The organism is Gammaproteobacteria bacterium (assembly GCA_019748175.1).
Lineage (GTDB): Bacteria > Pseudomonadota > Gammaproteobacteria > JAIEPX01 > JAIEPX01 > JAIEPX01.
In genome coordinates this window covers 19,726-39,050 of sequence record JAIEPX010000010.1, presented here as the reverse complement: position 1 = coordinate 39,050, position 19,325 = coordinate 19,726, and the positions used below count along the sequence as shown (strand labels likewise).

The window sequence follows — 19,325 nt, the reverse complement described above, 5'->3', positions numbered from 1 at the left end:
AGAAAATTTAATGCGTCTTTTACAGCAAATTGATATAGAAGAGCATATTTCTAACAGCTACCTGCACCTTACTGCCAACGAAAATGTCATGTCAGATACAGCAAGAAAATGCTTATCCAGCAAATTGTCCGATCGCTACCATATAGGAACTTCTCTAGATCACCTAGATAACACGCCTGTTACTCAATTTGGCAACTTATCATTTATTGCCCTGAACAATCTATATGAACTTGAATCCGACATTCGATTAATTAGCCAAAAAATCTTGCATTGCGCACTTTCTGACTTTCGCCCTCTATCGGGAATTCATGCACTGATGTGCACACTTATCTCCGCCACCAAGATTGGCGATTGCGTATTTTCTATCGACCCGACAGATGGGGGGCATTTTGCCACAACAAATCTTCTAAATCAGCTCGGCCGCAAATCGGCCTTAATGCGATTTGATAGCACTTTGACCATTGACATAAGTCATTTTGAGGAACTCGTTAAAATACATAAACCTGCTGCTATAATTTTTGATCACAGCGCAACACTAACTGAATTCCCATTGAAGCAAATTCGCAATATTGCAGGCGAACAAGTACGTATAATTTTCGATGCTTCACACACATTAGGACTTATTATTGGCGGTTGTTTTCAAAATCCACTATCTGATGGCTGTGATATTCTTCAAGGAAATACCCACAAAACATTTCCAGGACCACAAAAGGCAATGATTCATTTCCGCGATCTGCACCTTGGAAAACAGGTGATGACCGACATTGGTAAAGCTTTGGTTTCCAGTCAACACACACACCATACTTTAGCACTGTTCGTCACAATGCTAGAAATGTCATATTTTGGGCCGCAGTACGCACAGCAAATGATCAATAATGCGCGCGCACTCTGCAAATATCTCTCAGATGATGGCTTTGATCTTGTAGGTGTCGGCGAACACCATACCAACACAAATTTAGTCCTCATTGACCTAAAAGATGATTATGCATTACGTAACGCATGTAATCGCTTATCCTACGCAGGGATAGGAACTAATGCCAGAACGATCTATAACAAAAATGTCCTACGCATTGGCACACAAGAACTCACTAGGCGCGGAATGAAAGAAGAGGAGATGAAAAAAATTGCTGACTTTTTTAAAAGAACTCTATTAATCCAGGAAAATCCAACTACTGTACGAACTGATGTTATTGCGCTAAACGATAGCTTTCGTTCCGTGCTTTTTTCTTTTGATGGAGAGACACATGATAACAAATAGCAACACCCAAGATTCTCTTTTCGACAAAATATGGCATGCACATGTTCACAAACATGAGAAAGATTATCCTGCTATTATGAAAATAGATTTTACTATTTTGCATGAGGTAACGTCCGCCCAAGCTTTTTCTGAATTGACACGCAGAAACTTGCCAGTGAGAAATCCCGATCGCTGCTTATCCGTCCTGGACCATAGCATTCCAACCACCTCGGACCGAAGCCAAGTTGTAGATGCTATAGCAGAATTACAAATAAACACTCACAGAAAAAACTCGATTGACAACAAAATATTACTGATGGACTATAACGATACCTTCCATGGTATATCGCATGTCATAGCTCCGGAAATGGGTGTAATTCATCCTGGGATGACAGTAGTTTGCGGTGATTCACATACTCCCACACTAGGTGCTTTTGGCGCATTGGCCATAGGGATTGGCACCACCGAGCTTGCTGAAGTGCTAGCAACCTCATATTTGTTAATCCACAAACCAAAAACAATGAATATCATCATCAATGGTAAACCTAGACAACATGTCTACGTTAAAGATGTTATCATGAAAATTATCCAAAAAATTGGTTGTGCAGGTGCTCTTGGTTATGTCATTGAGTACTCCGGTGATTATGTTTCCAGCCTATCGATGGAAGAACGAATGACCCTGTGCAATATGTCCACAGAGGCCGGCGCCAAATCTGCCCTCATCGCACCTGATCTAATTACTTATTCTTATTTGCAAACAAAAATGAATGTTGATCATGCACAATTTACGGCTTACTATGAACAATGGGTATATTATAATAGAGATGAAAATGCGAATTACGACAAAAGTATTTCCATCGACATATCTGAACTTCGCCCCATGGTCAGCTGGGGAACCAATCCAGAACAAGCAATACAAATTGACGATAATATACCGAGCGCAGACAGTTTAGAGCATAAAGGAGCTCTATCACTAAAAGAATCCTTACAATATAATCAACTACATGAAAATACCCCTATCTACGGAACACCAATAGACTATGCTTTCGTTGGATCTTGCACCAACGGTCGAATTGAAGACTTGCGTGTGGTAGCAAAAATCTTAAAAGACAAGAAAGTTCACGCTAATGTTACCTTCTTAATTGTTCCCGGCTCTGAAAACGTTCGAAAGGAAGCAGAAAAGGAGGGTTTGGCTAATATTTTTCGGGTCGCTGGGGCTGAGTTCCGAAATCCGGGATGCTCAATGTGTGTAGCTATGAACGGTGACTTTGTTCCGCCCGGCAAACGTTGTATTAGCGCCAGTAATAGAAACTACATCGGACGTCAGGGCCCAGGGAGTTACACTCACATTGCCTCTCCAGCAACTGTTGCTGCAAGTGCTATTGTGGGGGTCATTACGTCTGCCGCATCAATAAACGATGAATCCTAGGGATAAAATCATGAGCCCATCTACCCAAATTACTGGTTTTGCGCTTTATGCACCATTTGACAATATCGACACCGACTTGATCATCCCAGCACAACATATTACCTCAATTGAAAAAGATGGCTATCTCAAAGGAGTATTTGAACAGCTAGGTTTTGTTCGTCAAAAAATTGTTGGGGATGTCAACGCCAAAAATGAATACGTCATGATCTCTCAAAGTAACTTCGGTTGTGGCTCTTCAAGGGAACAAGCCATTTGGGCACTCAAGGAAGCTAAAGTTACTGCTGTGATTGCGAGCAGCTTCGCAGAAATATTCTCTAACAATGCAGCGCGTAACCAATTTCCATTAATTTGTGTTGAAAACAATGATATTTCAGCTCTGCTTTTACCAGGAAATTCAGAGCAATTTATTAGCATTGATCTAGAAAAATCATTAATTTCGACCTCTCATGGCCTGAATATCACTTTTCAGATGAATGCTTATGTAAAAAGATGTTTGCTCGGTGACATAAATCATATTGACTATATCTTAGCTAACATCTAAACAATATAATAAGCTACTGAGCACCCGAACACAACATACCATTAGTATTTCATTTGTCTGCTTATTTGCTGAGCCTCAAGTTGTTACTACCAGATTGACCAGATGGGTCCTTTTCTGGCGACTTAGGAGGAACGCTCGTAGGCAGATTAAATTTCGTAGGTCTTGGAGATGCCCGAGGAGACTTAGCTGCATTACTTTGACCACCAGGAGCTGCCGTGAATGCAAACATTGAATTTCCCAGCGGGACTGCCCCAGACGTCGCTGTAGGTTGAGCAGACGGAGTCTTCGCAACAACATCACTAACATGCTGGAAATGCTGACCGACTAACTCGATGCATACCGAAACGCGCGATAGATTGTGTTTGAAACGAAATTCGACTGGCAGATTATTTGATGGCTCTAGCTTTAACTCAGCTAAATTACCAGTTTTTGAATCGTTGTATCGAACCGTAATTTGAAGTCCAAACATGGAAGAAAATAAATTTACTTCATCGAGAAAAACAAAGTAACTAGGCTCAAGAACCGCTTTTGCATAAATGTCGAATACAATTATATTATGGAAAAATTTGTTTCTTATTGCCTGAACATCGTACATCTCAGTGCTAGCGGTTTGCTTTATTAAGCCAATATATTTTGGCGCCAACTCAAACAACTTATCTCGAATGCACACTTCATTAAGAATATTTAAAATTTCATTTCGCTTCGCCCAAAAATCTTTCGGGCCTGGATTAGAAGAAAGCAGCTCACGTATAGCAATAATCTCAGCAAAATGCTTCTTGTCTTTGGTTAATCCTGGGCTATCATAGAAATCTTTCATCATTGTGCAAAATAATGGCTGGTAAGCCTTGTCGAGAGTAGCTATCCCATCATACATCAGATCTATCTCGCTAGATATCAGCGAAGAAGCTTTTTCCAACTCACTTATAGTCTTTGTTCTCAGCTGAATCACCGAACTAACATTCAACTGTGGCATTTTGGAAGGATCATCAAGATAAATTGAAAACATTTTCTCAAGACAATCCTTAAGCACGAGTGGCATATTATTATCATTCAGCGATTTGAATTTTGTCAGAACGTTATACCAATGTTCACGTACTTTGGCAGCATCAGCATATTGATATACACCTTTAGAATTAGGGGAACCGAGACACGCATGAAAAAAGCAGTTTCCATCTCCAATTGTGGGATTGCCCTTCATTGATAATATTTGTGGCAAAGTTTTTTTGTCAAGCCAGGATGCTGCCCTTACAGGTTTGCCATCACGATACGCCTCAATTCGCTCTCCCTTATCACTTGGCTCATAGCCTGCATAATACCAAAACAAATCCCTGTAAACTCCGTCTCTAAAAGCCCCCCCCAAATCATCATCCAGCTCTCCTCCTAAGTATGAATGCAATCCTTCCTCAATAATTGTGCCCACGGGTTTCTTTTCCATTCCGGGAGCTTGGTACAAATCTTTACCAAATACAAAAATGCTGCCCTGAGTTGTTTCAGAGAGCATTTTTGCCACCATCATGTTGTGAGTTATCACTACAGCTGCACATCCCTTCCTATTACTCAACATCTTAATAAAAGTATCCACAACCTTGTATGCAACATATGCATCCAAAGCTGCTGTTGGTTCATCTAATAAATAAAGCCTTGCATTTTCTTTCATAAATAGTCGAGCAATCCCAATACGCTGCCGCTCTCCCCCTGAGACTTCCTGACCTATAGGTGATGTTAAACCAAGTTTATCTGAGAGCGAAGTTAATTCTGCAGATTTAACCGCTTCTAAAAATTTCTCATGATAAGGCCTAAAGTCAGTTTCTAGGTTAGCTTTTCTGGTTCTGTAAGTTTCAACTTTTTGTTCACTTAGATGCTCATAATAATAGAGCAATCTCAAGAGATCAGCACGAACCATTTGAATGTATTCCTTTGTTTCTTCTTTTTCCACAAGACGCTGTGAACGTTCAAAATAAAGGTCCAAAAAGAACATTAATTTTTTGACTGTTATTAGCATTCCTTTGATCGAAGATTTATATACACTCACCTCTGTTGTTCTATCCGCACAGCTTTTCCTTAATTCACCTTGCTGAAGAAATAATTTATCATACAGTTTCTTAATCTTATTACTGCGAAATTCTGTAGCCTCTTGTTCATTATGGCTATTGGAAGTGCGGGTACAATTAAGCGGCGAGTTTTGATAGCTTGCCATTTCTAAGCATTTTAGCTTAACAACGGCATCATTATTCGGATTCGCGAAATACACTGTAATATCATTATAGATTTGCAATGCCCGTGAAATTAGCTCAATTTCCTCAAGCACCTGAAACTGATCATCAGAGATACCTGGGTCTCCATAACACACATTATAACGTAAAGACTTGTCATGAAATATCTGGACATGCTGAGGCAAATATCCAACATAATCCGTAAGTAATGAAGGAGAATTGTCTTGGAGCGCAAAAAAATCGAGACCATTCAGTGTAATCGTTAACTTCTGCTTAAAATCTGGATGAATTTTTGAGAGCCCTAATAAAATATTGAAAATGGTACTTTTTCCTGCACCACTGAATCCAACAGAGGTATATATTTTGCCAGGAGAGACATCTAGTGTAGCATCATGAAGCACAATACTCTGAGGTTTCAGCTTGTAAGCAAATTCATTTGCCTTAAAGTGCATAAGCAGAGACCTATCATCCTCAGAAAACAATTGATCAACATACTGGGTGTTAGTGCTATTTCGGACATCTTTTGGACTCAATTCGTTTGATGCAAACCTATCAAGATACTCTCTGATTGCGTTATTTAAATTTTTTAATATTATTTTATACTGATATACTTCATTCATTGAGGTCAATGTCAAACTAAGCTGAGAGAAGTATGGGAATATATATGTAAGCACCAATAAAATATCATTTAGATCGCTGATCGTTAGGACACCCGAGGGGGAGGCTTCAGATTTAGCGATAATTTTTACGCTGAGAAATACAATAACCACCAAGACTGGGACAGAATTGGTAATGAGTTTTGCTGTTGCTAACCTTTGAAATAAAATTTCCTGCTCATGAGAACACGAGCCAATGGCAGAAAAAGCTACTCTCCCTTGTAGAGCCTCTTTGTTGAGAGTCAGCATTGTACTGTGATAATCTGGTATGGTGGATAGTTTTTCAATTAGATTGTTATAATTTATGGTCTGAGTGATCACTGTTTGCTTATTAAGCAAAAGACTATTAATGGCATAGCCACCAAAGATATATAAAAGGCCACCTCCTCCCCATACTAAGCAAAAGACTGGGCTACCATTGGAACCGCGCGCATAATACAACGCCAAACCGCCCATCCCAATGAAAATCTCTGCTAACCCTGGCCATAACTGACCAACAACAGCATCATAAAAAAGACTCGCATAGGGAATTCGTGATATGTTTCCAACAAGAATGCTACGTTCATGCAGTATTACTTCGTTATCTAAAGCGATTAAATGTCGAGCATACCGCTCCCCAAACTTGCGCAAAGCCGTTTCTCGAACTTTATACGTCATGTAATATCTGAGATGAGGAATTAGATAAAAATACGAATTTGCTACCATATAACCAACTGCTATTGTAACTGCCGTAGGTGTTAAATTAAACACATCTTTAAGCAACGTCGGTTGCCCAACAATAGTAGAAATAAGATCTGCAGCTAAGATAGCACTTGCGACTCTAGCAACGGGTTGTCCAAGCCCTCCAAGAACCACATCAAATACTATAATCTGTGCTTTTTGAAAGAAGCCCCAGGTCTGTTTGAAATCAAGTAGCGTTATTGAACCAAAGAAAGACTTTAGCCAATTATAAAAATCGTAGCCGGTGACCTCTTCACTACGCCGACTCTCCCATTCTTCGTAATCGTACACAGAATACACTCCTTGTTACGCATACCAGAAACGCATTAAATCAGAACTAACACTTGTTACCCAATATATATTCTGGGGTATCTGGAGTTAAATATCATAACACTGGCTATTTGTACAGTCCTGCCCTAATCAATAAAAACATCGCATCAGAACACACCATAATATCTTACAAAAAAAGGTTGCAGCATTAAATATTAATGATCAATGCTTCTGATCATCAGTGGCAGTATTAGTATTTCTCAATTATCTTGTACACATTCTTCACTAATAATTCCGCCCTGTCGTTCTGTTCATCAACAGCACTATTAAATGCAGCTGAGATGATAATTCCACTAGCAGGGACATAAATATACAATGCGCGAAATCCCTCCATCTTTCCCTCATAAGACCAGTAGCGACCCAGCATCTTATCAAAACCCTGAAAGACTCCTAGCCCATAGGCAGATGAATCATTTTTCGATGTCTTATCGATTGGCTTACCAGTAGCAGTTGAAACAAGCTGTGTTAGTTTTGCTTTCTGTTTGGCATCTAGAAGATTATTATCTATCATCAATGCTTTGTGCCAATTGATGATATCAACCGTATTAGATATTATCGCTCCAGAAGCACCTGCTGAGGAAAGATTATTCCTACTTGTGTCTTCACCAAGAGTTTTTACGTTGCCGTAAGGGTTGTACTGATAACCATGTGCCAAGCGATTTGCAACTTCCTTGGGCATTGTCGGTACTGGATAAAAAGTATTAGACAATTCCGCATGCTTAAAAAGGCGGCTTTCAATTTCACTCTTGAAAGAATTTTTCGTCACTCTTTCTATTATCATTGAAGTCAAAATATAACCTGTATTATTGTAGTTATATCCGTGCATTAAAGGTGGTGAAAAATTACCGGGCGGGTAAGCATACGAAATTATCTCCTGATTAGTCCAAACATGCCCCCCATCGTAATATGCTTCGGCATTGAAAGCCACCGAGCTTGTGTAATTCGGTATACCACTGGTCATATTCAATAAAGAAGCAAGCGAAATACCTGACCACTTTGTGTATTCCGGGAGTAGGCGTTTCAAATTTTGATTCAAATCAACTTTTTTTTCTTTTTCCAACTGCAAAAGTATAGCTGATGTAAATGATTTTGTGATGCTTCCAATTTCAAATAAAGTATTCGAATCGATTTTTTTACTATTCTTATCATGTCCACATCTGCCGATATAATAGCTTCTTATTCCTCGTTTTGGGATATAAATAGAAAGAGCGATACCTGAAAAATACTCTTTGTCCCTATAAGCATTATAATGTAATGTCAGCACCTCATTCACTCGATCATCTATCGAATTTGCAGATGCAACAGTGAAGTAGAATGCACCAATTACAACAGCATAAAAATGACATCTCCAAAACATAAACAGAGACCCTCCTGCTAATTATTACCAAACTTCGCATCTGAAGTTATTAGACTGTAAGCAACAAGATAAAACATTAACCACAGGCAGTATAGCGTCTGCCTGATTATCATACTATAAAATCATGAAGTCGCCTGTAGAATATTTCCAGGTAATACACAGGGCCTACCAAGCTGATACCCTAATAGCACAAAAATACGCAACTTCATTGAAATGACGTCCGTCAAAATCTGTAGCTGTTCAAACTTGATGCATAAATTACCGATTTTCTCTAGTCACTCACAGTCAGCTAATGTTGAGACTGTCAACTTTCTCCTGCCAGATTCTTTTTCGATTAAGAAATGGTCCCTACATAAAATGCATCTTGCAATCCCAAATAACTGAAAGGATTACGGTCTATCTGACTCCTTTTCATTTTTTAAAACTCGTGTTTTAAATAAACTCGGTATCTGTAAGAAGCTGTCAAATTTTTAATCTTATATTTAGCACTTTCAACTTGATAACTACAAGCGTTACACTACTTCGATGCTGATTGAGTAATAACACCACACACCATTCTGCCACCACCGCCACCCGATTTGGCAGGCTCGTCAGAATAATTATCTCCACCTTCATGAATCATTAGAGATCGATGTCTGATGTCTTCAATATGTTTAATTCGAGGAGCAAGAACTGGCGTGGTCGCTTCACCTTTGGCATCTACTGTTAAAACAGGCAGATCACCTAAATGACCATTCTCATTATCGGGCCCAAGATGCTTACCTGTTTTATTCGGATCAAAATGCCCACCCGCTGCCGTACCATTATTTTGGCAACTATCAAATTCATGAATATGAAATCCATGTAATCCTGGCGTCAATCCTTTTAAATGTGGTGTAAATAATAATCCATTTTTAGTAGGGGAAATTTCTACAAATCCTACTGACTTACCTACTCCTTTTTCCACAGTAAAACTCATGGGTACAGAAATTTTTACATCTGCATATGAAACAATTGCTATCATCAAAGAAGCACTAAAAACAATCCATTGCGTAAGTTTCATCACTAGAGTCTCCTGTTAATTTTGAAGAGAAAGCATAGGCTTTAATCGCACAAGCAAGATTAATTAATCAAAACGCTGATTTGCACAACTCAAACAACCACCCAGGAAACAAACCTAAAACCAAAACGGCCAGGCCATTGATAGTTAAAGCAATCTGCATATCTTTTGGTATCGCATATGCTTTTTCAGAGTCTGGTTCTTCAAAGTACATCACTTTCACAACACGAATATAATAATAAGCGCCTACAATTGCGAATAATAATGCCAAAGCGGCTAACCAGACTAAATCGACTTGAATTAATGCTTTTAACACGCCAACTTTAGCCCAAAATCCTACTAGCGGAGGAACACCTGCCATTGAAAACATCATGATTAACATGATAAAAGCTAACCAAGGATTACGATTGTTTAATCCTTTAAAATCAGCGATATTTTCCACTTCATATCCCGCTCTACTCATTAACACCAATAATCCGAATGAACCTAATGTCATTAATGAATAGGTGATAATATAAAAAGTAGAAGCAGCATAGCCTTGATTATTGGCTGCAATCACACCCAATATCATGTATCCCATATGGGCAATCGACGAATACGCTAACATTCTTTTGATATTCGCTTGAACAATTGCTGCGAAATTACCCAATGCCATAGAAAGCACCGCGATTGCAATTAAATCTTGCTGCCACTGAATATGCAGAGAAGGCATTGCATCGACTAATAATCGTATCACCATCCCTAATGCAGCTATTTTTGGTGCACTTGCTATAAATAGTGTAACTGCATTTGGGGCGCCTTCGTACACATCAGGTAACCACATATGAAAAGGCACTGCGCCTAATTTAAAGGCAATGCCTACCATCACAAACGCTAAACCAAATATTAAAATGAGTTGTTGTTCTGGCGCAGTATTAGCAATAGCAGACGCAACCAGAGAAAAGTCTAAATTATTTGTGGCACCATAAATCATGGAGATACCATATAAAAGCATCCCGCTTGCCATAGCACCAATGATAAAATATTTCATCGCCGCTTCAGCTGCCATACCTGATTCACGCTTCATTGCCACCATTGCGTAGACTGGAAGCGACATTAATTCGACGCCTAAATATAAGGTTAAAAAATGATGTGAGGACACTAACACCATCATTCCCAACATCGCAAATAAGCCTAAAATATAATATTCACCCCGCGGCATATCATTATCAGCGAGATATACTCGCGAATAAAAAAAGCACAGAAACACTGAGAGTTCAATAAATAGTTTCAGAATTACGGCAAATTTATCAAGAATAAACGTGTTATCAAATGTTAGCATCGTGGGTTCGTTAATGAATCCCAGTGTAAAAACAGCCGCGATTAAAATCGTTAATTGCACAGCAGCATAGGTAATGATTGGACGTTTCTGCCCCCAAAATGCTTGGACGAGTAATGCCAAGGTACCTAATGAAAAAACAATCATTTCTGGAAATGCAGGAACTAAATTTGGAATGTCATAGGACATACTCATTAACCTCTTTATAACTTACTTTGTAAACTTAATTGCACTAAATGATCAATGGATGAATGCATCACGCGCAATAATGATTCAGGATAAAAACCAATGACAAAAATTGCGATTACGAGCATCATTAATACACTCCACTCTAACCACGACACATCCTTTAATGTTGCAACGTCATTACTAATCACTTCACCATAAAAAACTCGTTTATACATCCACAATGTATAGCTAGCCCCAATAATTAACGTCAATCCTGCAGCAATCGCAATCCAGAAATTCGCTTTGAAAGCGCTTAAAATCACCATAAATTCACCGACGAAACCACTCGTGCCAGGTAAACCTACATTCGACATTGCAAACACCATAAACAGCGCAGCAAAAACTGGCATAGTGTTCGCAATACCACCGAACTTAGCAATTTCACGAGTATGCATCCGATCATATAACATACCGAATCCAAGGAAGAGTGCACCAGAACCAAATCCGTGCGAAATCATTTGAACCATGGCACCTTCAAGTCCCATAAACGCATCTTGATGATTCCCCGTGGCTTTCACAATCATATAAATCATAAAGCAGCCCAGTGTCACGAATCCCATATGAGCAACCGAAGAGTAGGCAATTAATCGTTTCATATCAGTTTGCGCCAATGCGATCAGACCAATATAAACAATCGCAATTAGAGAAAGCCCAATCATTAACCAGCTCAATGTATTCGATGCATCAGGGGTGATTGGCATACTGAATCGGAAAAATCCGTAACCGCCCACTTTCAACATTAAGGCTGCCAAAATAACAGATCCACCTGCAGGTGCTTCGGTATGCGCATCAGGCAACCATGTATGCACTGGCCACATGGGCACCTTTACAGCAAACGCTAATAAAAACGCTAAGAATATGAGCACTTGTTGAATCATCGTTAACGGTAAGCTATAAAAACTTGGTATTGAAAAACTATCTGCACGCATTCCTAAATACAACATGACAATTAACATCAGTGCAGAACCCAAAAATGTATACAAGAAAAACTTTATTGCTGCGTAGGAACGATTTTGACTTCCCCAAATTCCGATTGCTAAATACATAGGTATCAGCATTGCTTCCCAAAACACATAAAATAGCATCGCATCAATCGCAACAAACACACCAACAGTCATTGCTTGCAACACTAAAAATGTCGCCAAATATTGAGTAGCCTTATCTTGAATCGCTTTCCACGACGCTAAGATTACAATCAGAGAAGTAAAAACGGTTAAAATGACTAACGGCATCGCGATACCATCTACACCAATATCATATTGAATTCCAAACATCGGAATCCACGATAAGGTTTCCCGGAATTGATACGCATAAGTTGTTGTATCAAAATTTGTATACAACGGAATACACAATAATAAGCACAGAAAAACAGTCGCAATCGCTAGAATACGTCCTAGTTTTTCAAAACCGATTTTTCCTAAAAATAAAACCACAGCTGCCGATAAGGTCGGAAGCCAGATTTGCAAACTCAGTAAAGGTAAATTCGTTAACATTCTTTAATCACCTAACTCAACACAACCCAAAGTAACAGAGCCACAATGCCCAAAATCATGGAAAACGCGTAATGATATAAATAACCGGATTGCACTCGCCGAATCAGCGAAGCAACGCGTTGAACTCCACGACCAGATCCATTGACCAACCAACTATCGATCACTTTTGCGTCAGCAAAGTAATAGAAAAAATTACTTAGTGTTCTAGTACCACGCACAAATACCAACTGATTCAATGCATCAAAACCGTAGCGTTTTAGAAGTACGTAACGCACTGTAGCAAAACGTTCTGCAAATAATTTAGGTAACTCAGGTTTTTTAATATAACAAATCCATGCTGTCGCAAGCCCGGCCATCGTAAACCAGAAAGTTAATCCTAAAAATCCGTGCAGCATCATCGGTAACACACCATGATACTCTTTCGCTAATTCTCCCAACACATCGAGTCCAGCTGGTACCAACATAGTTTGCCCCATGAGCTTTGGCTGGGTGAATAACATGGGGCCCACAATCAGCACGCCCAACAGCACAGAAGCAATCGCAAGAATAATGAGTGGCACGGTAATAACCGCTTTCGTTTCATGTAAATGGGAACGGGTTTCTTCGTCCATGCGTTCAGAAGTATGAAATGCTAAAAAGAGGGCACGAAATGAATATACGGCTGTAACAAAAGCACCTATTAATAAACAACAATACGCATAAAATGCACCTGACACATGTGATTCACGAACAGCTTCAATAATCGTATCTTTTGAGAAAAATCCTGCGAATGGCGGGATTGCTGTTATCGCGAGAGTACCAATTAAAAAAGTAATATATGTGATGGGCATATATTTTCGTAAATTTCCCATCTTGTGCAAATTTTGTTCGTGATGCATCGCAATAATGACAGAACCCGCCCCTAAGAATAATAGTGCTTTAAAGCACGCATGAGTCGCTAAATGAAAAATGCCCGCTTCATAAGCACCTGCACCATTGGCAGCCATCATATAACCTAATTGTGACATCGTTGAAAAAGCAATCACGCGTTTAATATCATTTTCAACGACGGCTAATAATCCGAGTGATAAAGCGCCTGTAGCACCGATTATCATCACCACAGACATTGCGGTTGGACTGAGATTATAGAGCGGAGACATTCTAGCCACCATGTAAACACCCGCTGTCACCATCGTCGCCGCATGGATCAACGCAGAAATAGGTGTAGGACCTTCCATCGATTCGGGCAACCAAATATGTAATGGTAACTGAGCAGATTTACCCATCGCACCTACAAATAAAAGCAAGCAAATTACTGTCAATGCAGACCATTCATAATTAGAAACGATTGATAATGTTGAATTCAAGAAGTTAGGTGCTGCTGCAAACACTGTTGCGTAATCTAAGGTGCCAAAATAACTTAATATAACAGCGATCCCCAATAAAAATCCGAAATCACCCACTCGATTCACAATAAAGGCTTTGAAACCTCCCAAAGCGGCCGAATCCTTTTTGAACCAAAAACCGATTAAAAGATATGACACTAATCCGACCGTTTCCCAACCAAAAAACAATAATAGGAAATTATTGGCCATCACGAGTGAAAGCATTCCAAAAGTGAATAACGACATATAACTAAAAAATCGTTGTACGCCAGGATCACCTTCCATATAGCCAATACTATATATATGAACCAACAGCGAAACAAAGGTCACAATGTTCATCATTAAAACGCTTAATTGATCAATCAAAAAACCAACTGATAGCGTGTAATTTCCACTGGTGCCCCAGACATAGATTGTTTCATTTAACGGCTGAACATGATCAATCAATATTGATTTTGCTAAAATCAAAGAGCAGAGAAATGAAACTGCGATACCTGCAATTGTCACCGATTGCGAACTGTTCACACCGATTTTTTTACCAAATAATCCCGCGATTAAACTTCCGACTAGCGGAGCCAAAATAGCAATTAATGCAAGATTGTGTACTGTCGTTATCACAAATTAACCCTTCAATGTATCTAATTCTGCGACATTAATAGTGCCGCGCTTACGATATAATACTACGAGAATTGCCAAACCGATGGCTGATTCAGCAGCAGCCACAGTCAGAATAAAAAAGACAAAGATTTGCCCCATCGTACCACCCAGATACTGAGAGAAGGCGACAAAATTCATATTGACTGCGAGCAACATGAGTTCTACACACATAAATAGTACAATTAGATTTTTACGATTCAATATTATCCCTGCAAGACTCAGAGAAAACACAATTGCACCAACAATCAAATAATGTGATAGGGTAATCATCTATTTACTCTCTTTTGGATCAACCAAATACATTCGATCTGCTTTCGTTGCAGATAATTGCTTCTTAATAAGCTGGACTCTCGAGTGCTGACGACCTCTAAAGGTTAACGTAATCGCAGCTATTATTGCCGTTAATAATAATATTGCGGCAAGCTCAAACGGGTAAAAATACTGCGTATACAATATCTCGCCAATTTCTTTCACATTACTATAACCTTCTGGATGAGCGACAACTGCTCCCGTCGAGCCTAATTTAAAATGTTCCGGTGTGATAACAATGATCATCACTGAAACAAATAAAACCATCACTAAAATACCGAAAGGTAAATAGCGGACAAATCCTTCGCGCGAAGGCACTAAATCCAAATTAAGCATCATGACAACGAATAGAAATAATGTCATGACAGCGCCTACATACACAAAGATCAAAGCAAGCGCTAAAAATTCAGCTTCCATCAACATCCACAACACGCTGCTCGCAAAAAATGCCAACACGAGGAATAACGCTCCTCTTACAGGATTGCGCGAAATAATAACCATCGCAGACGACAACACGAGCAATGACGCAAACGCATAAAAAACAAGTACTGGTAAATTAATCATCTCTGTGCTCCCCTACCGATATTTTTCATCAGCAGCCCGATCAGCGGCTAGGCGTTCTTCATACAAATCACCAATAGCCAACAGTTTTTCTTTAGTCAAAATATTTTCACCGCGATTTTCCATGTGGTAATGCATCTCTGGCGTTAGCACAATGGAATCAACCGGACAGGCTTCTTCACAAAATCCACAATTAATACATTTAAATGCATCAATTTCATATTTTGTTGTTCGACGTGTACCATCCTCTCGTTCTTCCGCTTCGATCGTAATCGCCGCTGCAGGACAAACAGCTTCACATAATTTACATGCGATACAACGTTCTTCACCATTGGGATAGCGTCTCAGTGCCAACATCCCTCTAAAACGAGGGGATATAGGCGTTTCTTCTTCGGGATATTGAATAGTAATTTTCTTCCCAAAAAAAGCGCGCCCAGTGACAAATAACCCTTGGAATAATTCCCAAAGTGTAAAACTTTTAACTGTATTTAATAATCTTTTCATCATACAAACCAAGGTGCTAAATGAAATTGAACCGCAAGTGCTACCACTAAAATCCACAGCAACGTGACAGGAATAAGCACTTTCCATCCTAAACGCATAATTTGGTCATAACGATAGCGTGGAAACGTTGCTCGTATCCATAAATACAAATACAAGAACAACGAAACTTTCGCAGCAAACCAAATAATGCCAGGCACCCAATTAAACGTCGACTCTAATAATGGGATTCCTTGAAAAGGTGACAACCACCCACCCAAAAACATCAATACCGCTAAGCTAGAAATTAAAATCATATTGGCATATTCTGCTAAGAAAAACATTGCGAATGTCATACCAGAATATTCCACATGAAATCCAGCAACAATTTCTGACTCACCTTCTGCGACATCAAAAGGAGCGCGATTTGTTTCAGCAAGACCCGCTACCCAATACACAACAAACAACGGCAATAATGGCAACCAATACCAATGTAATAAGCTACCACTTTGAGCATGAACAATTTCAGTAAAGTTCATTGAGCCAGCAGCAATCAAAACTCCCACCAACGCAAACCCCATCGCAATTTCATAGGAAACCATTTGCGCTGCAACACGCATCGCACTAAAAAAAGCGTATTTAGAATTTGACCCCCAACCTGCACAAATAATTCCATAAATTCCAATTGAGGTCATCGCAAAAATAAATAGAACACCGGCATTAACATTAGCCAAAACCCAACCATCATCAAAAGGAACTACTGACCAAGCGACAAGAGCGGGTGTCATTGCTAAAATAGGAGCCAATACAAACAAGTAACGATTAGACGCAGTTGGAATAATAATTTCTTTAAACACCAATTTAATTGCATCTGCAATGGGCTGTCCAATTCCTCGAATTCCTACACGATTTACTCCAATACGATACTGCATATATGCAATGACTTTTCTTTCGGCCATCGTCAAATAAGCAACAACGCCAAGCAATGGCAGCACAATAATTAAAATTTTTGCAATGATCCAAGCTAAGCTAATTAATTGTTCAAGCATGGCGATTACCTCGCTCTACATTAATTTCGGCAAATCCGTCACCAAACCCAGAAGTTAAAGTAATACCTTTTGGAATCAATACACAGTTATTAGGTACTCGCGCATCAACTTGAACCGGAACTGTGATTTCAAGACCACTTTGCTTAAGTGTGATTTCTTGCTCTGCATTAACGCCTAAATCTTGTGCCATGCTTTGATTAATAGAAATCGCTTGTTGCATCGAAGGTAATGTAGCTTGAAGCGCCTTCGCTCGACGAGCTAATCCATCAATACACACAGCAGGCCATTCATAAATAATTTCTAATCCTTTTTTTCCAGTAGCAGTCGCATTTTTATCTAACGATGTACGTTCTGTAGGAGCAGTGCCATGCTCTAATAATTTTTCTAATTCGGTTCGAATTTCAGAGGCGCAAATATAATCATAACCCTGCAATTCGAGTAAATTACCTAACACACGTAACACTTTCCAACCGGGTCGCACTTCTCCAAAGGGAGGACTCACCGCATTAAAAGATTGCCATTTACCTTCTACGTTTACAAAAGTTCCATCAGTTTCAGTAAAAGGTGCAATAGGCAATAACACATCCGCAACTTCTGCGTGAACAGAACTCATATAAGGAGACATGCACACGACAAAATCGGCAGCTTTTAATGCTGCGATAGCAGAAGCTGAATAGATTAAATCATGTTCCGGCTCGACATTTAACAATATATAAGCAGCTCGTGGTTGCGAAAACATGGTTTGAGCATTCAGACCTTCGGTGGTTAAATTTTCACCCGCTGCTTTTCGATGAGGCACTGCACCGGCAATCCACGCGCCTGCACTATTCGCACCCACTGTCATCGTGGCAACATGGGCATTCGATAGTTTTGCAATTTCTAAACACAACGCACGAACTAAAGTTGCTTGCGGATGTGATTGAGCTTCAGCACCTAAAATAATAATCGATTTCTCTGCACTTTTAAGCTGTTGAGCAATGGGGTTGTTATTCGCACTTGTTGTCAATGAATCCAGTATTGTTTTTAACGTTTCAATCAATGAAAACGGTGTGGTGTGAATATTTTCTGTTAATTTAAAATTCATTTCACTATCAATGCTTCCAATTCGCATAATAGTAGCGCCATTCAATGATGCTTTACGTACTCGAAGTCCGGCTAAAGGTTGTTCGCGACGAATATCAGAACCTACTAATAAAATTGTATCCATAGACTCTAACGAAGCAAGCTCCGTATTCATGCCAGGATATAATGCACAATTTTCCTGTTGCGAAAAATCCATTTGTTGCAAACGATGATCAATATTATTAGAACCTAAATCTCGCATTATTTTTTGTAATAAATATAATTCTTCTGTAGTCGAAGAAGGCGAAGCAATAGCAGCTAACTGTTCAGATTTTTTCGCATTAACGACATCGCGCAAATTATTGACTGCGAAATTGAGTGCGGTTGACCAATCAACTTGCAACCACTTACCTTCTTTTTTAATCAGGGGGCCCGTTAATCTATGATCTTTATGAAGGCCTTCATAACTAAATCGATCTCGATCTGACAACCACGTTTCATTAATACTTTCATTTTCACGAGGCACTACTCGCATCACTTCACGATAGTCACTGTACTCATAACCACGTGTATGAACATAAATATTTGATCCTAAACAATCATGAGGTGCAATACTGCGCTGCTGAGACATTTCCCAAGCTCGTGCAGTAAAACGATATGGTTTAGAAGTCAACGCGCCGACCGGACATAAATCAATGATATTTCCGGAGACTTCAGATTGCATAAAATGTTTAACGTACGTTCCAATCCGAGATTTTTCTCCACGACCCGTCATACCCAATTCACGAAATCCTGCAATTTCAGTACCAAATCGAACACAACGTGTGCAATGAATACAACGTGTCATTTCTGTTGCTACTAAAGGACCAATATCTTCATCAGCAACCGAACGTTTTCCCTCGGTATATCGTCCTACATCATCACCATAACCCACCGCTAAATCTTGCAACTCACATTCACCGCCTTGGTCACAAATAGGGCAATCTAATGGATGATTAATGAGCAAAAATTCCATGACTGCTTTCTGAGCATCTAAAGCTTTCTGCGATTGAGTAAATACTTTCATTCCAGACACAGCGGGTGTAGCACACGCTGGAACAGGTTTGCCCATTTTCTCAACTTCGACGAGACACATGCGACAATTCGCAGCGACTGATAATTTTTTGTGGTAACAAAACCGTGGAATATAAATACCTGCTGCATCAGCCGCATCAATGACCATCTGACCATCATTGGCTTCAACTGATTTACCATTTATTTCAATATTAAACATAATGTACCT

The 19,325-nt window shown here is 39.4% G+C and carries 14 protein-coding genes; 3 read left to right on the top strand and 11 right to left on the bottom strand.

All coding sequences use genetic code 11. The features are described 5' to 3' along the window. Positions 1-10 precede the first annotated feature (10 nt). Genes K2X50_05610 through K2X50_05600 form a run of 3 tightly spaced genes read left to right on the top strand, consistent with a single transcriptional unit; the run spans position 11 to position 3,207 of the window. Complete coding sequence (locus K2X50_05610; GenBank protein MBX9586717.1) at positions 11-1,258, top strand: hypothetical protein; 1,248 nt, start codon at positions 11-13, stop codon at positions 1,256-1,258. After that, positions 1,245-2,666, top strand: a complete 1,422-nt coding sequence (locus K2X50_05605; GenBank protein ID MBX9586716.1) for a 3-isopropylmalate dehydratase large subunit — start codon at positions 1,245-1,247, stop codon at positions 2,664-2,666. The genes K2X50_05610 and K2X50_05605 overlap by 14 nt, the downstream gene beginning before the upstream one ends. A 10-nt stretch (positions 2,667-2,676) precedes the next feature. Then, positions 2,677-3,207 (top strand): hypothetical protein, encoded by a 531-nt coding sequence (locus tag K2X50_05600; protein ID MBX9586715.1) that lies wholly within the window; start codon positions 2,677-2,679, stop codon positions 3,205-3,207. 61 nt (positions 3,208-3,268) lie between these two features. Here the strand turns inward: K2X50_05600 and K2X50_05595 are convergent, their stop codons facing one another. The 11 genes from K2X50_05595 to nuoG form a co-directional block, all read right to left on the bottom strand. After that, a complete protein-coding gene (locus K2X50_05595) occupies positions 3,269-6,325 on the bottom strand; it encodes an ATP-binding cassette domain-containing protein (protein MBX9586714.1) in 3,057 nt (1,018 codons plus the stop codon). A 991-nt stretch (positions 6,326-7,316) separates the two neighbouring features. Then, on the bottom strand, positions 7,317-8,483 hold the full coding sequence (locus K2X50_05590; GenBank protein ID MBX9586713.1) for a beta-lactamase family protein: 1,167 nt from the start codon (positions 8,481-8,483) through the stop codon (positions 7,317-7,319). A 517-nt stretch (positions 8,484-9,000) separates the two neighbouring features. Beyond that, positions 9,001-9,525: a superoxide dismutase family protein gene (locus K2X50_05585; GenBank protein ID MBX9586712.1), complete on the bottom strand. Its 525-nt coding sequence runs from the start codon at positions 9,523-9,525 to the stop codon at positions 9,001-9,003. Between the two features lie 67 nt (positions 9,526-9,592). Then, positions 9,593-11,029, bottom strand: coding sequence for an NADH-quinone oxidoreductase subunit NuoN (nuoN, locus tag K2X50_05580; GenBank protein ID MBX9586711.1), 1,437 nt, complete (start codon positions 11,027-11,029; stop codon positions 9,593-9,595). Positions 11,030-11,043: 14 nt separating this feature from the next. After that, entirely contained in the window at positions 11,044-12,561 is a 1,518-nt protein-coding gene (locus K2X50_05575; GenBank protein ID MBX9586710.1) for an NADH-quinone oxidoreductase subunit M, read from the bottom strand. 11 nt (positions 12,562-12,572) lie between these two features. Beyond that, entirely contained in the window at positions 12,573-14,540 is a 1,968-nt protein-coding gene (nuoL, locus tag K2X50_05570) for an NADH-quinone oxidoreductase subunit L (protein MBX9586709.1), read from the bottom strand. Between the two features lie 6 nt (positions 14,541-14,546). Further along, complete coding sequence (gene nuoK / locus K2X50_05565; protein MBX9586708.1) at positions 14,547-14,852, bottom strand: NADH-quinone oxidoreductase subunit NuoK; 306 nt, start codon at positions 14,850-14,852, stop codon at positions 14,547-14,549. Continuing rightward, positions 14,853-15,455 carry an NADH-quinone oxidoreductase subunit J gene (locus K2X50_05560; GenBank protein MBX9586707.1) on the bottom strand — a complete coding sequence of 201 codons (603 nt, stop codon included), beginning with the start codon at positions 15,453-15,455 and terminating at the stop codon, positions 14,853-14,855. A gap of 12 nt (positions 15,456-15,467) precedes the next feature. Next, on the bottom strand, positions 15,468-15,956 hold the full coding sequence (gene nuoI / locus K2X50_05555) for an NADH-quinone oxidoreductase subunit NuoI (protein MBX9586706.1): 489 nt from the start codon (positions 15,954-15,956) through the stop codon (positions 15,468-15,470). Continuing rightward, positions 15,956-16,981, bottom strand: coding sequence for an NADH-quinone oxidoreductase subunit NuoH (nuoH, locus tag K2X50_05550; GenBank protein MBX9586705.1), 1,026 nt, complete (start codon positions 16,979-16,981; stop codon positions 15,956-15,958). The genes nuoI and nuoH overlap by 1 nt, the downstream gene beginning before the upstream one ends. After that, positions 16,974-19,316 carry an NADH-quinone oxidoreductase subunit NuoG gene (gene nuoG, locus K2X50_05545; GenBank protein ID MBX9586704.1) on the bottom strand — a complete coding sequence of 781 codons (2,343 nt, stop codon included), beginning with the start codon at positions 19,314-19,316 and terminating at the stop codon, positions 16,974-16,976. Before nuoG ends, nuoH begins: the two co-directional genes overlap by 8 nt. Positions 19,317-19,325: the final 9 nt, after the last annotated feature.

What these genes read in the sequence shown, in the direction of transcription:
- nuoI (MBX9586706.1), bottom strand. Translation starts at nt 15,956, where the DNA reads ATGAAAAGATTATTAAATACAGTTAAAAGTTTTACACTTTGGGAATTA.
- nuoK (MBX9586708.1), bottom strand. Translation starts at nt 14,852, where the DNA reads ATGATTACCCTATCACATTATTTGATTGTTGGTGCAATTGTGTTTTCT.
- nuoN (MBX9586711.1), bottom strand. Translation starts at nt 11,029, where the DNA reads ATGTCCTATGACATTCCAAATTTAGTTCCTGCATTTCCAGAAATGATT.
- K2X50_05590 (MBX9586713.1), bottom strand. Translation starts at nt 8,483, where the DNA reads ATGTTTTGGAGATGTCATTTTTATGCTGTTGTAATTGGTGCATTCTAC.
- K2X50_05610 (MBX9586717.1), top strand. Translation starts at nt 11, where the DNA reads ATGCGTCTTTTACAGCAAATTGATATAGAAGAGCATATTTCTAACAGC.
- K2X50_05600 (MBX9586715.1), top strand. Translation starts at nt 2,677, where the DNA reads ATGAGCCCATCTACCCAAATTACTGGTTTTGCGCTTTATGCACCATTT.
- K2X50_05595 (MBX9586714.1), bottom strand. Translation starts at nt 6,325, where the DNA reads ATGCTGACTCTCAACAAAGAGGCTCTACAAGGGAGAGTAGCTTTTTCT.
- K2X50_05560 (MBX9586707.1), bottom strand. Translation starts at nt 15,455, where the DNA reads ATGATTAATTTACCAGTACTTGTTTTTTATGCGTTTGCGTCATTGCTC.
- K2X50_05585 (MBX9586712.1), bottom strand. Translation starts at nt 9,525, where the DNA reads ATGAAACTTACGCAATGGATTGTTTTTAGTGCTTCTTTGATGATAGCA.
- K2X50_05605 (MBX9586716.1), top strand. Translation starts at nt 1,245, where the DNA reads ATGATAACAAATAGCAACACCCAAGATTCTCTTTTCGACAAAATATGG.
- nuoH (MBX9586705.1), bottom strand. Translation starts at nt 16,981, where the DNA reads ATGCTTGAACAATTAATTAGCTTAGCTTGGATCATTGCAAAAATTTTA.
- nuoG (MBX9586704.1), bottom strand. Translation starts at nt 19,316, where the DNA reads ATGTTTAATATTGAAATAAATGGTAAATCAGTTGAAGCCAATGATGGT.
- K2X50_05575 (MBX9586710.1), bottom strand. Translation starts at nt 12,561, where the DNA reads ATGTTAACGAATTTACCTTTACTGAGTTTGCAAATCTGGCTTCCGACC.